9 protein-coding genes are annotated in these 13,273 nt (G+C 47.1%); 6 read left to right on the top strand and 3 right to left on the bottom strand.

Going from position 1 to position 13,273, the window contains the following annotated elements:
* Both NC99_RS08910 and NC99_RS08900 read left to right on the top strand, forming a co-directional pair.
* Positions 1–1,198, top strand: a 1,198-nt coding sequence (locus tag NC99_RS08910; protein WP_053182508.1) for an ABC transporter permease, incomplete at its 5' end; no start/stop codon positions are given.
* 1,093 nt (positions 1,199–2,291) lie between these two features.
* A complete protein-coding gene (locus NC99_RS08900; RefSeq protein ID WP_053182501.1) occupies positions 2,292–2,996 on the top strand; it encodes a DUF6261 family protein in 705 nt (234 codons plus the stop codon).
* Between the two features lie 79 nt (positions 2,997–3,075).
* Here the strand turns inward: NC99_RS08900 and NC99_RS08895 are convergent, their stop codons facing one another.
* Complete coding sequence (locus NC99_RS08895) at positions 3,076–5,514, bottom strand: glycoside hydrolase family 2 TIM barrel-domain containing protein (RefSeq protein WP_053182525.1); 2,439 nt, start codon at positions 5,512–5,514, stop codon at positions 3,076–3,078.
* 293 nt (positions 5,515–5,807) lie between these two features.
* On the opposite strand from NC99_RS08895, the gene NC99_RS08890 reads away from it, so the two are divergent.
* The 4 genes from NC99_RS08890 (at position 5,808) to NC99_RS08875 (ending at position 11,878) form a co-directional block, all read left to right on the top strand.
* A complete protein-coding gene (locus tag NC99_RS08890; protein WP_053182499.1) occupies positions 5,808–6,809 on the top strand; it encodes a glutamate ligase in 1,002 nt (333 codons plus the stop codon).
* Between the two features lie 102 nt (positions 6,810–6,911).
* Complete coding sequence (locus NC99_RS08885) at positions 6,912–8,282, top strand: glutamate--cysteine ligase (RefSeq protein WP_053182496.1); 1,371 nt, start codon at positions 6,912–6,914, stop codon at positions 8,280–8,282.
* Positions 8,283–8,307: 25 nt separating this feature from the next.
* Positions 8,308–10,053 (top strand): ABC transporter ATP-binding protein, encoded by a 1,746-nt coding sequence (locus tag NC99_RS08880; protein ID WP_053182493.1) that lies wholly within the window; start codon positions 8,308–8,310, stop codon positions 10,051–10,053.
* Between the two features lie 37 nt (positions 10,054–10,090).
* Positions 10,091–11,878 carry an ABC transporter ATP-binding protein gene (locus NC99_RS08875; RefSeq protein ID WP_053182490.1) on the top strand — a complete coding sequence of 596 codons (1,788 nt, stop codon included), beginning with the start codon at positions 10,091–10,093 and terminating at the stop codon, positions 11,876–11,878.
* A 30-nt stretch (positions 11,879–11,908) separates the two neighbouring features.
* On the opposite strand, the gene NC99_RS08870 is transcribed toward NC99_RS08875, so the two are convergent.
* Together NC99_RS08870 and NC99_RS08865 are read right to left on the bottom strand one after the other, a co-directional pair.
* Complete coding sequence (locus NC99_RS08870) at positions 11,909–12,763, bottom strand: hypothetical protein (protein WP_053182487.1); 855 nt, start codon at positions 12,761–12,763, stop codon at positions 11,909–11,911.
* An 82-nt stretch (positions 12,764–12,845) separates the two neighbouring features.
* Positions 12,846–13,184 carry a SpoIIAA family protein gene (locus NC99_RS08865; protein WP_162231185.1) on the bottom strand — a complete coding sequence of 113 codons (339 nt, stop codon included), beginning with the start codon at positions 13,182–13,184 and terminating at the stop codon, positions 12,846–12,848.
* Between the last annotated feature and the right edge of the window lie 89 nt (positions 13,185–13,273).

Here is a 13,273-nt window from a genome sequence, read left to right as displayed (position 1 = left end):
GGTTGATGTTGTTCTAGTTGTTGGTATCGTAGCCGAAAAGTCCGGTAAAACGAAGGCCGTCGGTCACAAAATAAAAAAAATGAAAACGATAAAATACATTCTTCAAAAAGAGTTCATCCAGATATTTCGGAACAAAACCATGTTGCCGATGATCTTTTTATTGCCACTGATACAAATGCTCGTGTTGGTTTTTGCGGCCACCTACGACCTGAAAAACGTGAATATTTATGTGGTGAACCAAGACCTGTCGGAGACTTCGCGCGAGCTGGTGTCCAGGTTCGAAGCCTCGCCCTTTTTCAACATTTACGATGCCTCGTTTGATGTACAGGATGCCGAAAACAGTTTCAATAAAGAAGAAGCCGATTTTGTGATGCTCATTCCACCTGGGTTTGAACGCGACCTCATTCGCGAAGATCAGGCGAAGCTGCAACTGCTAATCAATGCCATAGATGGTAACAAAGCATCGCTCATCTATTCATACACGCTGGGCATTCTCAAGGGCTTCAACAAAGCAGTGGTTGCCGAATGGAAAAGCCTGCCCGAGTTCAACCCGCCCCGGCGCATCGAGGTGAAGGACAGCTATTGGTTCAATCCCGAGTTGGATTACAAATGGTACATGGCTCCCGGCATCCTGGCAATTCTGGTCACCATTATCGGCATGTTTTTATCGGGCATGAACCTGGTGCGCGAAAAGGAAATTGGCACCATCGAACAGCTCAATGTGACCCCCATTAAAAAGTACCAGTTCATTTTGGGCAAGCTCGTCCCTTTTTTAATCATTGCCCTGTTCGACCTCGCTTTTGGTTTGGTCATCGCCCGGGTCGCATTCAACATGCCCATTGTAGGTAGCCTGCCCCTGTTGTTTGGTTTTGCCGCGCTCTACCTGGTTGGCGTGCTGGGGCTGGGCCTCTTTATTTCGACCATTACCGAAACGCAGCAGCAAGTTATGTTTGTCACCTACTTTTTTATGATGATTTTTATTTTGATGGGCGGCATTTTTACCCCGGTCGAAAGTATGCCTGAATGGGCCCAGGAACTCAACCGCATCAACCCCATTTATTACTTCATGCGCATCATGCGGATGGTCGTACTGAAAGGTTCCGGCTTTTTCGATTTGCTCGAAGAATTTGTTTCCCTCACCATCATCGGCACCACCTTTTTGGCACTCTCCATTTGGCGCTACCGGAAAACAAGCTAGCCCGATTGACGATTTAACGATTGACGATTGACGATTTTATGCTGCTGGCTTCTGCTCCGTCATTCCGGCGAAAGCCGGAATCTGTAGGCAAGCCGTTCGATCCCATCCGGGATTGCATCATCCTCTACTCGGGTTAGTTCTACAAATATTGGATGCCTCTGGCATCGAAAACGTACCCGGTTGAAGAAGCGATCCTGTTTTTTACTGAGCGGGTGACTCCAAGTCACCCGCTCAGTAGGTAGGCACCCACTTTTGAAGAGACTACAACCCTCAGCCGTCATCCCGATGAAGATCGGGATCTGTAAGAAAATAGGGATCAAGCTTCGTAATCATCCAACGATATTTCAATTTCAAATCCAGCGGATTTGCATGTTTGTAGTAAAGCTGCAAGGTAGCAAGCCGTTCGATCCCATCCGGGATCGCATCTTTCCCTGATTCTGTGTTTCTATAAACATCCGATGCCGCGGGCATCGAAAACGTGCCCGGTTCAAAAAGCCGGCATTTCTTTTATTGATCGGATGACTCAAAGTCATCCGATCAATAAGCGGAATAGCCTGCCAGTGAGGGCGTCATCATTTAGTCATGACTTCCCTGACAAAAAGTGAAGGTGTGACTATTTAGTCATGGCTTCCCTGGAGAAAAGTGGAGGCGTGACTATTTAGTCATCGCTTCGCTGGCAAAAAGTGGAGGCGTGACTATTTAGACATAGCTTCCCCAATCAAAAAATGGAGGCATGACTATTTAGTCATGACTTCGCTGGCAAAAAGTGGAGGCGTGACTATTTAGTCATAGCTTCCCCAATCAAAAAGTGGAGCTGTGACTATTTAGTCATGACCCCGCTGGCGAAAAGTGGAGCCATCACTATTTAGTCATGGCCTCCTGGTGCAAAAGGAGGCGAAATACTGTAAAATACTGCTTAGACGGAAAAAAAGAGCGTGAAACGACTAAATATATGTTCAAAAACATAATCATTACAAAATGTAATTGCAATAATTTATTCTACATTGTACACACAATTAACCCGCCGGTCACCCAATCTTCATCTTCAACCCGATTCAGGGACCGGTCATTATTCATTAATAAACATACCTATATGATCGAAAAAGTAATCACCACCAGTCGTACGACCGAAGTCAACGATCTGGCCTCGCGGGCGGTTGGTGCATTTAAGAACACCGAACTAAGCGGTGACGCCTATTTAACGGGCATCATCACTGGTTTGGAAGGTGAAGTGGCGCGTTTGACTGCCGCCATTAAACGAATGAAAATTGAGTCGCAACTGGAGGAGAAGGATGAATTTCGGGATGATACCTTACGTGCATTGTTCTACCTGGTGCTGGGCTTATCCCTCCATCCGAATGCTGAAATAAAAGCAGCGGCTACGAAGGTAATTGCTGTGCTTAACCGTTACGGAATGTCAATTTTAAATGAAAGTTATGCTATTGAATCGTCGCTGGTCAACTCGATGCTTGGCGATTTAAGCCGAGCCGATTTGCAGGATGTAATTGCTGTTTGCCCAGGATGCCCTGAATTAATTGCTGCTACGCAAACTGCCCAGGATGATTTCGAGGCTACCCGGATTGCCTACGAAGAAGAACAAGGGCAGGAAACCACCCAGGAAAACGCCACAGCCATTAAAAAGCAAATGGTTACTCTGATTAATCAGAAACTCGTGCTTCACCTTCGTGCCATGGAGCAGGTACAACCTGACGCTTATGGGCCTTATGCCCGCACCGTGGCGCAGATTATTGCCGACAACAACGAAATCGTGAAAAGACGCCGTTCAAAAGCGGCCTAAGCAGCATAAAGGTTGATAGTTGGGTTTAAAGGTAGGGATGTCATTTTCGAAAGAAAGTGGCATCCTTTTTTTATTGGAATTATTCGACCGAAGAAATTTTGATTTTCGCTCGTTTCAAACCCTTTCCAGCAACCGACAATTCAATGTCTCCAGCCCTTTCGTTGCTTTGTACCAACACCACCAATTGGCCACTAAACAGCTTCATCGTTGGCTTGTGGAACAATTCCAGCGATGTGGCATCGCCGTTGCAGGCTGCCCGGTATTCGCCTGCGCCGCTCACCTCGAATGACAGTTGGTTGGTGGCCGTGGGACAAGGATTGCCATTTTTATCGACCACCGACACGGTTACAAAGCTGATGTCTTTGCCATCGGCCTGAATGGTCGAGCGGTCCGGCTCCAACACCAAGCGATGCGGCGCTCCTGCAGTACGAATGATCTTCTCTTCAGCAGGTTCGCCTTTTTCGTTGAATGCAACCACTTTCAGTTCGCCGGGTTCATACACCACATCGTTCCACATCAGGCGGTAACGCTCCAATTTCGAATCTTTACTTTTGGTTCGCACGCCCAGGCTTTTCCCGTTTACAAAAAGTTCGGCACTGCTGTAACTGCTGTACACAAACACGGGAATGGTATCTCCCTCCTTGCCTTCCCAGTTCCAGTGGGGCAGCACGTGCAAAGTTGATTCATCAGTGTCCCAACGGCTTTTGTACCAGTAATAGCGGTCCTTGGGCAAACCAGCCAAATCACAAATACCAAAATACGAACTGCGCGACGGCCAATATTGGTCGTAAGGCGTCGGCTCACCCAGGTAATCGAAGCCCGTCCACACGAATTCACCGATCACCCAGTCTTTGTCATCCTGCAACACAGCGTCATCGTCCGGCAGGTTACTCCAATTGCAATATTCCAGATCATAGGAAGAACACTGCCCGTCATCGTACATTTTGCCAACGGCTTGTTCTACCGGAAACTTGTAAATGCCCCTGGAGCTCACGGTCGATGCCGTTTCGGAACCTAAAAGCAATCCTTGGGGAAAACGCTCAAAAGCCTCTTCATACAGATGCGTGCGATAGTTCAACCCCGGCACATCCACAATGGCGCCAAATCCCGACGCCATGACAGCTTTCACCTGGTCCATACCAACCGTCACCGGCCTGGTCGGGTCTTCACGATGGAAGATATCCTGTAAGCTTTTTGCTCGTTTCACCCCTTCGCTGCCATGCTGGTCGGGCACCTCGTTACCACTGCTCCACATCACAATACACGGATGATTGCGGGTTGCACGCACCAGGTTCACCAGGTCTTTTTCGTGGTATTCGTCGAAAAAACGATTGTAGCCGTTTTTCACCTTCGGTCTTTTCCACTCATCAAAACTCTCCGCCAAAAAGAGCATGCCCATTTCATCACAAAGCTCAAGCTGTTCGATCGACGGCATGTTGTGAGCACTGCGAATGGCATTGGCGCCCATGTCTTTCATCAGTTGGATCTGGCGTCGAAGGGCCGCCTTGTTCACCGCTGCGCCCAATGGTCCCAGGTCGTGATGCAGGCAAACACCCTTAAACTTGCGGACTTCTCCATTCAGCTTGAATCCCTCGCCGGCCTGGTAGCTGATGGTGCGAACCCCAAAACGGGTGGTCTGCTCATCCTGAAGCTGGCCGCTTTCATCGTATAACTTCGACTCGGCATAATACAAAGCCGGCGATTCGGGGCTCCAAAGTTTGGGATTTTCCAAAGCGATATTTTGTTCGAATTCCTTGCCAAACAAAGCTGTTGCGGTCTCTGTAGCCAGCACATTTCCGTCAGTGTCCTTTATGGCCGTTTCCAGGCGAAGATTTTGTCCTTCAACCTTGGTTTTAATATTGATTTTGGCCAGGCTGTCGGTCACAAAAGGGGTCGTGACAAAAGTGCCCCACAATTGAAAATGATGCTCCGGCAGGACCAGTACGCGCACTTTTCGAAACAGTCCGGCGCCGGGATACCAACGCGAAGACAAGGGTTTTGGCGAAAGGTGCACCGCCAGCAGGTTGCTTTCGCCTGAGGCCACAAAATCGGTGATGTCAAGATTAAAGTAAGCATAACCATAGCCCCACTCGCCTGCTTTTTCGCCATTGACAAACACCTCGGGGTCGCTCATTGCACCTTCAAACACCACCAAAACACGGCTACCTGCTGCCAGCTCCGGAAGCTGAAAACTGGTTCGGTACCAACCATCCCCAATGTGTGGCAATGCTCCGGTGCGTCCGGTTTTTTCCGAGGCCTCCTGCTCATTGTTCTGGCTGATGGCAACCACCTGTTTGTCCACCTCTTTGTCAAATGGCCCATAAATCGCCCAGTCATGAGGCACCGAAACGGTTTCCCAAGCCGAATCATCAAAATCCACCTGTTCAGCATTTTCAAAATTACCCTTGCTGAATTTCCAGTTGTTCTCCAGAATATGGGTGGTTCGGGTTGTTTGGGCATTTATCAGATAGGGGCAGATCATTAACAGGAGCAAAGAGCCAAAGCGTAGTTTTTTCATGAGTTTGAGCTTAGTGTTTGAAAGTTCTGAATGAATTCCAAAGATATTGTTTTTATAGAAAAAGTAGATCTTCATTTGCTTTCCGGTTTTTGAGCACGTTATTTCAACAAGGAGCAGCTCAAATCAATGTATTTAGCGGCAGCATTGAAACCGTTGGGTTATAAGTTTCCATTTCTTCAAAATCAGTTGAAAAACAAGCATTTTACGCATCTTGAGCCGGATTCCTTCATCGTGATCCTTTATTTCGACAGTTTATTCCTAATTTTGAGCTTCCTTAAAAATCAATCGCAAAAATGGAAGACACCACTTATAATTTCGTCCCTTTAGCAGGCTATGAGCAGTTTGAAGCCACCACGCAAATCATCGTGGCAGAAATCCTGCGCCGAAAGCTCCCCTTCGAAATCATTGATGCCAACAAAAACCTGCTTGCCGTAACCTACGAGAACAAGGAATTTATTATTCATGAAGGAACTATTTCGGATGCCAATAGCCTGATTGCCTACTGGATTTCGAACGACAAATGGATGACGCGCCAGTTTCTGCAGCGCAAAGGAATCCGCCAGGCCAAGGGCATTTTGCTCGAACGGGGCTTCGATCCGGAACGGCTCCAAAAGGTTAGTTTTCCGGCTGTGGTAAAACCCGTTGACACCGACCACGGTATTGCGGTTGCCACCAACCTGCAAACCCACAACGAGCTTCACGAAGCCATCAACAATGCCTTTTTGCACGCCAACCGGGTGATTGTGGAAGAGTATTTTACTGGCCGCGAGTACCGGTTTTTGGTGATTGACGACAAGGTACGGGCCATTGCCTACCGCGAGCCGGCGAACGTAACCGGCGATGGTAAGCTGACCATTCGGCAGCTGATTGAGCAGAAGAATGCCGGGCGTGGAACAGATTACCGACATCCGCTGCTGAGGATTGTCATTGATGAAGAGGTGCTGCGGCATTTGAAGGCTTTTCAACTCACCCCGGAAAGTATTCTGCCGGAAGGCGAAAAAGTGTACCTGCGCAAAAATTCGAATTTGAGCACCGGAGGCGACAGCATTGATGTCACCGACGAAATGCCGGACTATTATCGCGAAGTGGCCATCCAATCGGCGCAGGCCGCAGGCTTGAAACTGGCAGGAATTGATATCATCATCAACAATTTGCTGGCGCCGCCTTCGACAGAAAACTACATTGTCGTCGAGTTAAACGCGCCAGCCATGTTGTCGATGCACAATTTTCCGTACATCGGTAAAAACCGTCACGTGGAAAAATATGTTTTAGACTGTATTCTGAACTCAAAATAAGCAAGCGACCATATTCAATTGACAAGCCCACCAAGCGCTTAAAACGAAAAAGAATTCAACTCAAGGGAAAACAAAATTGCCAAAAAGAACTTTAGTAAGAAGATGACAGAAATAGAAAAACAACAACACATACTGGACAAGGCACAGTTGGTGCATTACTTTGAGCAGGGAAGCAAACCTTCGGTGGATTGGGGCATTGGAACCGAGCACGAAAAATTCCTATACAACACCACGAACTTTCATCGACTGGGTTACAACACAGAACCGGGCATCAAAACCATTTTGAAGCATATGCAGATTCACGGTTGGGAACCCATTAATGAACATGGAAATATCATCGGGCTGAAGCAGAACGGAGCTTCCATCACGCTCGAACCCGGCGGCCAGTTTGAGCTTTCCGGAAAGAATTTCAAGACGGTACATGAAACTTACATCGAAACGAAGAAGCACTTTGAGGAGCTCAAATCCATTTGTCAGGAGTTTGGCTTTTTTAGTCTTCCCATGGGTGTTGGCCCCCTTTGGGAAGTCGACGAACTACCCTGGATGCCCAAGAAGCGCTACACGTATATGAAAGAGCACATGCCCACCCGCGGCAAACTCGGACTGGATATGATGACCAACACGGCCACCATTCAGGTTAACCTCGACTATTCAAGCGAATCGGACATGGTTCGGAAAATGCGGGTTGCTCAGGCTTTGCAATACATCGTCACCGCCATCTTTGCCAATTCGCCGTTTTCGGGTGGAAAACCAAACGGCTATTTGACTTACCGGGCACACATTTGGGAATACACCGACCCGGACCGATGCGGCTTTTTACCTTTTATTTTTGATGAAGGTTTTGGCTTCGAACGCTGGGTAGATTACCTGTTGGACGTGCCCATGTATTTTATCTTCCGGAATGAAGAATACTTACCGGCCAGTGGCATGACCTTTCGCGATTTTATGAATGGGAAGCACCAGCTTGTGCCCACCATGGAAGATTGGGAAACGCATGTATCGACCGTCTTTCCCGATGTGCGCCTAAAGCAGTTCATCGAGATGCGCGGCGCCGATGCCAGCTGCACCAGGCATATTGCCGCACTGTCGGCCCTTTGGGTAGGCCTGCTGTACGATGGCGACAGCCTGGATGAAGCCGAAGCGCTGATTTCAAATTGGGACGTGAAAACCATGCAGGAAGTGCGTGCGCAGGTTCCCCGCAAAGGATTGCAGGCTGCCAGTGGAAACATCCACGCCGGAACGGTGGCCAAGCAACTGTATCAAATTGCTTTGGGTGGCCTCACGCGGCGTTCGGTCACTTGCTGCAGCGTGGACGAAAGTCTTTATTTGGAGCCCGTCCGCGAAATTACGGCAAGCGGCATTACCCAAGCCGAACGGGTGCTTCATAATTATCATCAGAAGTACAATGGAAATTTAATCAACTTATTAAACGACTGGCAGTTGTTGCAATTGCAAAGCTGTCCCAACGAATAGAAGCCTTTAAACGACAATTTAGCTCATGTTTTCAAAACTGAAATTTTTATTCAGCTACATGCACCAATACCGCTGGTGGTACACCGGGGGAATTCTTTTTTTGGCGCTTACCGTTTGGGTGTCGGTCACCATTCCCGAGTTTATTCAGCGAAGCATTGACCTAATTGCCGACGGACGCGCAGGCAATGAAGCTGATTTCAACAAAAACGTACTGATCATCGTTGGCTTGGCTTTGGCGTTGATCCTGGTGCGGACTTTTTCGCGCATCCTGATTTTCATCCCGGCCCGTTTGATTGAACGGCAGCTGAAAGGCGAAATGTTCCGAAAACTTTCGTCGTTTGGAAAAGACTATTACGATGAAAACTTGTCCGGCTCCATCATCTCCCGAATCAACAACGACATCAACGGACTGCGGCTGATCGCCGGATTTGGCATCCTGCAAATCGGTAACATCATTTTCTCCCTGTCGCTGACGCCTTATAAAATGTGGCAACTTTCGCCCGCGCTCACCTTGTACTGCATTGTGCCCATGGTGGTGGTTTTTATCATCGTTCGTATCGGCATGGCCATCATGGTGAAAAACACAAGGTTGCAAATGAACACGCTGCAAAGGCTATCCGGAAAAACCATCTCCTTTTTGTCGGGAAACAGCGTGATTAAAAGCTACAACATTTACGATTACGCCGAGCGTGAAGTTCAGAAGGAAAACATCTCCCTGTTTGGGCAAACCTTGAAAATTGCCTGGATTCGTTCTTTTGTCATGCCACTGCTTTTCAACCTGGGACAAATTCTGAAGATTGTGGTGCTCTTTGTCGGTGGTATGTACGTCATTAACGGAAAGTTTACCATTGGCGAACTAACCGGATACATTGCCTACGCGGCGCTGCTCAGCCAGCCCATTATGGGCTTGGGCTGGGTGCTCACCATTTTCCAGCAGGGTTTTGTGGGCATCAGCAGCATTCAAACCATTTTGGAACGAAGAGGAGCCGATGAAAAACGCCAGGCACTTCCCGATGAAATCAAAGCCAATTTGTTTGGCGATGGCATCCGTGTAAAAAACCTCAACTTCACCTACCACAACGGGGAAAAACCCGAATTGCAAGCTATTTCCTTCACCATCAAACCCGGGCAAGTCGTTGGTATCACCGGAAAGGTGGGTTCTGGTAAAACAACGCTCATCAACTGTTTGAATGGCTATTTACGCCCCGAAAAAGGCATGGTTTATTTTGGCGATTTGGACGCGGCCGACCTGCGCAGCGAAGATATCCGCTCGTCGGTAAGAACGGTGAGCCAGGAGGTTTTTCTGTTTTCGGATACCATTGAAAACAACATTGCTTTTGGTTCGGAAAAAGCACCGACAAAGAACGATTTCAAGGAAGTGATTTACAAGAGTTCCTTTGCCGACGAACTGGCCCGCTTTCCGAAGAAGGAAAAAACATTGGTGGGTGAAAAAGGCATCATGCTCTCGGGCGGACAAAAACAACGCATTAGCCTGGCCCGTGCGCTTTACACGCCCTGCGACCTGCTGATTTTGGATGATGTGTTTTCGGCGGTTGACACCGACACCGAGCGCTTTTTGATCAAGCAAATATTCGACAATCATCCGGCCAAAAGCCTGGTGGTCATTTCGAACCGGATCAGTGTGCTTGAAAAAACTGACTTTACGATTGTACTGGAAGAAGGAAGGATGGCTGCCAAAGGCAATCACCGCGAGCTGCTGGAACAATCTGAATTTTACCGCGACATTCTCGCACTTCAGCAGGAAAGTTAAACGCAAAAGCTGTCATTAAAAATTGAATTGGAAACCGATGATTAACGCAACACAAAAGATATTAAAAACAAAAGACTGGCAATTGCTTCGGCGATTTGGACGCTATTTTGTTCCGCATAAAAAGTGGTTCTTCCTCAGTATTGCTTCCATTCCGGTCACCACCATTGCGGGTATTCTTTTTCTGTGGCTGGTTGAAAACATCATCGACAACTACGTCGTTCCGGGAAACCGCGAAGGTTTGATTCTTCAAATCATTTTGCTGGCGGTGGTGTTGCTTGTCAACCTGTTGTTTGACGGTGTTTACAGCTACGCCTTTTCGAAATCGGGCGGAATGGCCATTGTTGATATGCGGAAAGAGCTGTTCGGAAAATCACTTCGGTTTCCACTCAGCTATTTCGATAAAAAACCGATTGGTGTCACGCTTTCGCGCCTGACCAGCGACATGGAATCCATTTCAGAATCGTTTGCCCAGGGAATCCTGGGGCTTTTGGCCGACAGTATCAAAACGCTGGCCCTGGTTGGTTACCTCTTTTACCTGAACTGGCGGCTCACGCTGGTTCTGCTTATTGTCGTTCCGGTTATTGTGCTAATCATGAGCTATCTGCGGAAGAAAATCCGCATGGCTTACAACAATTCACGCACCAGCCTGGCCAAATCCGCAGCATACCTTCAGGAATCACTCAACGGTATGAAAACTGTTCAGCTATATGCAGCCGAAAATGAAGCATTCGAAAAATACGACAAACTCAACAAAGAATATTGCGATGCCCAAAACAATTCGAACATTTACGATTCGGCACTTTATTCGCTTGTTGAAGGAATTACCTCGGTAGCTACGGCCATTGTCATTTGGTACGGCGCCATTCAAATTTGGGATTATGGCTTTACGCTGGGAATCCTCATTGTGTTTGTCACTACGTTGGAACGTTTGTTCATCCCGGTCAAACAATTTGCCCAGCAAATCTCCACCATTCAGCGGGCTTTATCGGCGCTCGAACACATCAACGAATTGGTAGATCAGCAAGTGGAAGACCCCAAAGCAGCGCAAAGGAGCCAAACGCCACAGCCTTTGCAGGTTCGCGAAATTGAGTTTAAAAATGTCTATTTCCGTTATTCTGAAGATTCGCCGGACGTATTAAAGAATGTTTCTTTCACACTCAACAAAGGCGACCGGCTGGCTTTGGTTGGAACAACAGGATCGGGCAAATCGACCATCATTAAACTGCTGGCGAAAACCTACACCGGCTATCGGGGCTCCATCAAAATTAATGGTATTGAACTAACTGACATCCCCATTGCGCAGGTTCGCGAAACCATTTCGGTGATGCAGCAGGATATTTTCATGTTCAACAATACGGTGGAATTCAACATTTCGCTGGGGCGCGAATCAATTTCCAAAAGCGATGTGGAACAAGCCGCTTCCTTTGTGTTTGCCAACCACTTTATCAATCAGCTACCGGGCGGCTATGAATTTGTTATTCAAGACAACGGCGACAACCTGTCGAAAGGACAAGCCCAGCTGATTTCGTTTGCCCGGGCCATTGCCGGCAACAGCGAGCTCATTATCCTTGACGAGGCCACCAGTGCGGTTGACTCACTCACCGAGCAATATATTCAGCAAGCCATCGCGAATATTTTCTCATTGAAAACGGTGATTGCCGTGGCTCACCGACTGAGCACCATTAAAAACTCCGATATGATTTTGGTGCTGGAAGATGGCGAAATCATTGAGCGGGGCAATCACAACGAACTGTTGCTCCACGGTGGAAAATATGCCCGCTTGCTTCATCAACTACAGGAGGAAAATAAACCGGAAGCCGAATAAAATAGACTGACTAATTTTTCGTCGCCTGAATTATTGTTTCATCGAATAGAACAATACCGGCGTGCGGGTTTGTTCCAAAATTTTTAGCACAAATTCCTTTTTGAAAAAACTTGCAATGGCATTCTGTGGCCGCTCAAAAATCAAGGTCAAACCGGGCTCGAGCAGCGCCGTATACTCGATAAATTGCGCTTCGAAATCACCTGCCGTGATCAGCTTGTGATTGACCGATGAAAGATGAAATACGCTCGAAAGCTTTTTCTCCCACTGCCGCAGCTCACCCGCTGTTTTGTCGGCACGCATACCCATAGCATTCACCACGGGATGAAAAACACCCAGAAAATCAGCTACTTTCCGATAGTTGTTAAATTCTTCATCATCGAAATTTGTTGGTAAAAGAATACTTGAAATGGGTTGAAATTCTTCACCGGGTGGAACCAACAAGCTTATCCCGCTAAAAGCTTTACAGCAATCGATCAGCTCCTTTTGCGATTCAAAGATGGCCCCATCCGCTTCCTTATTGATAACCATTAAGGCACTGGCACCTGCGTTCAGATCATTCGCTATTTTATTTTCAACACTGTTTTCTTCAATGTCAACATTGACTTTTAAAGGATAATTCAACTTCGAAGCTTCCTTACTCAGCATCTGGTCAATTTTCATGGCAACCTGTCGCTTTTCGCGCTGCATAATTTCGGCATGCGAAAACTTATTCCCTGGCGTTATGCTTTGCGAATCGGCATACGTACTGCTGACTCCCTGCGCCATGCGCGAATCAATAACATGAACCAAGTCTACCTCAGCCTCCAGATGTTTGGCCAGGTTTAATCCATAAGGAATGATGCTTTCCGCATTTCCTTTTATATCACTTATAATCGTTATTCTCATTTCGTTCTGTTTTTCAGATTAAACTTCTTCTGATTCGAAAGTTGACTATCAAAAGGCATCCCGGTTGAAGCGACCCCATTCGCTAATCCAAAATCCAGCGGACAGCATCGGTAATTTCCTCTTCGGAATAGTATTTCATCTCGCCTGAAACAAATGGGCTAGCCAGATTTGACCACAACTTTTGCCATTTACTTTTGCCAACAACAACAACTTTTTCCATATGGTTAAAATGTTTGATGTAGGTTTTCAAATCTTCTTTCAACGCTGCAGCCTCAACACCCTCAATACTTTCAATTTCAATGTACATCCTGATTTTCCCATAGTCTTTGACACGTCCATTGATCAAAGGGGTAATCATTTGATAGTCTTCTTTTCGGACCTTTCCGTCAATCTTAATGGCTATCAGATTATCTTTTGTCAAATTCAATAATTTAAACATGCTCGTTCCTTTCTTTAATCGTTAAATGATGACTTTTTTCAAAACGATGCCGGCTGAATCTGTCTTGATTT

The sequence above is a fragment of the Sunxiuqinia dokdonensis genome (assembly GCF_001270965.1).
GTDB lineage: Bacteria > Bacteroidota > Bacteroidia > Bacteroidales > Prolixibacteraceae > Sunxiuqinia > Sunxiuqinia dokdonensis.
This window is presented reverse-complemented; position numbering and strand designations above follow the sequence as displayed.

Excerpts from the sequence above, each read along its gene's own strand:
- NC99_RS08900 (WP_053182501.1), top strand. The coding sequence starts at position 2,292 with ATGATCGAAAAAGTAATCACCACCAGTCGTACGACCGAAGTCAACGAT.
- NC99_RS08895 (WP_053182525.1), bottom strand. The coding sequence starts at position 5,514 with ATGAAAAAACTACGCTTTGGCTCTTTGCTCCTGTTAATGATCTGCCCC.
- NC99_RS08890 (WP_053182499.1), top strand. The coding sequence starts at position 5,808 with ATGGAAGACACCACTTATAATTTCGTCCCTTTAGCAGGCTATGAGCAG.
- NC99_RS08885 (WP_053182496.1), top strand. The coding sequence starts at position 6,912 with ATGACAGAAATAGAAAAACAACAACACATACTGGACAAGGCACAGTTG.
- NC99_RS08880 (WP_053182493.1), top strand. The coding sequence starts at position 8,308 with ATGTTTTCAAAACTGAAATTTTTATTCAGCTACATGCACCAATACCGC.
- NC99_RS08875 (WP_053182490.1), top strand. The coding sequence starts at position 10,091 with ATGATTAACGCAACACAAAAGATATTAAAAACAAAAGACTGGCAATTG.
- NC99_RS08870 (WP_053182487.1), bottom strand. The coding sequence starts at position 12,763 with ATGAGAATAACGATTATAAGTGATATAAAAGGAAATGCGGAAAGCATC.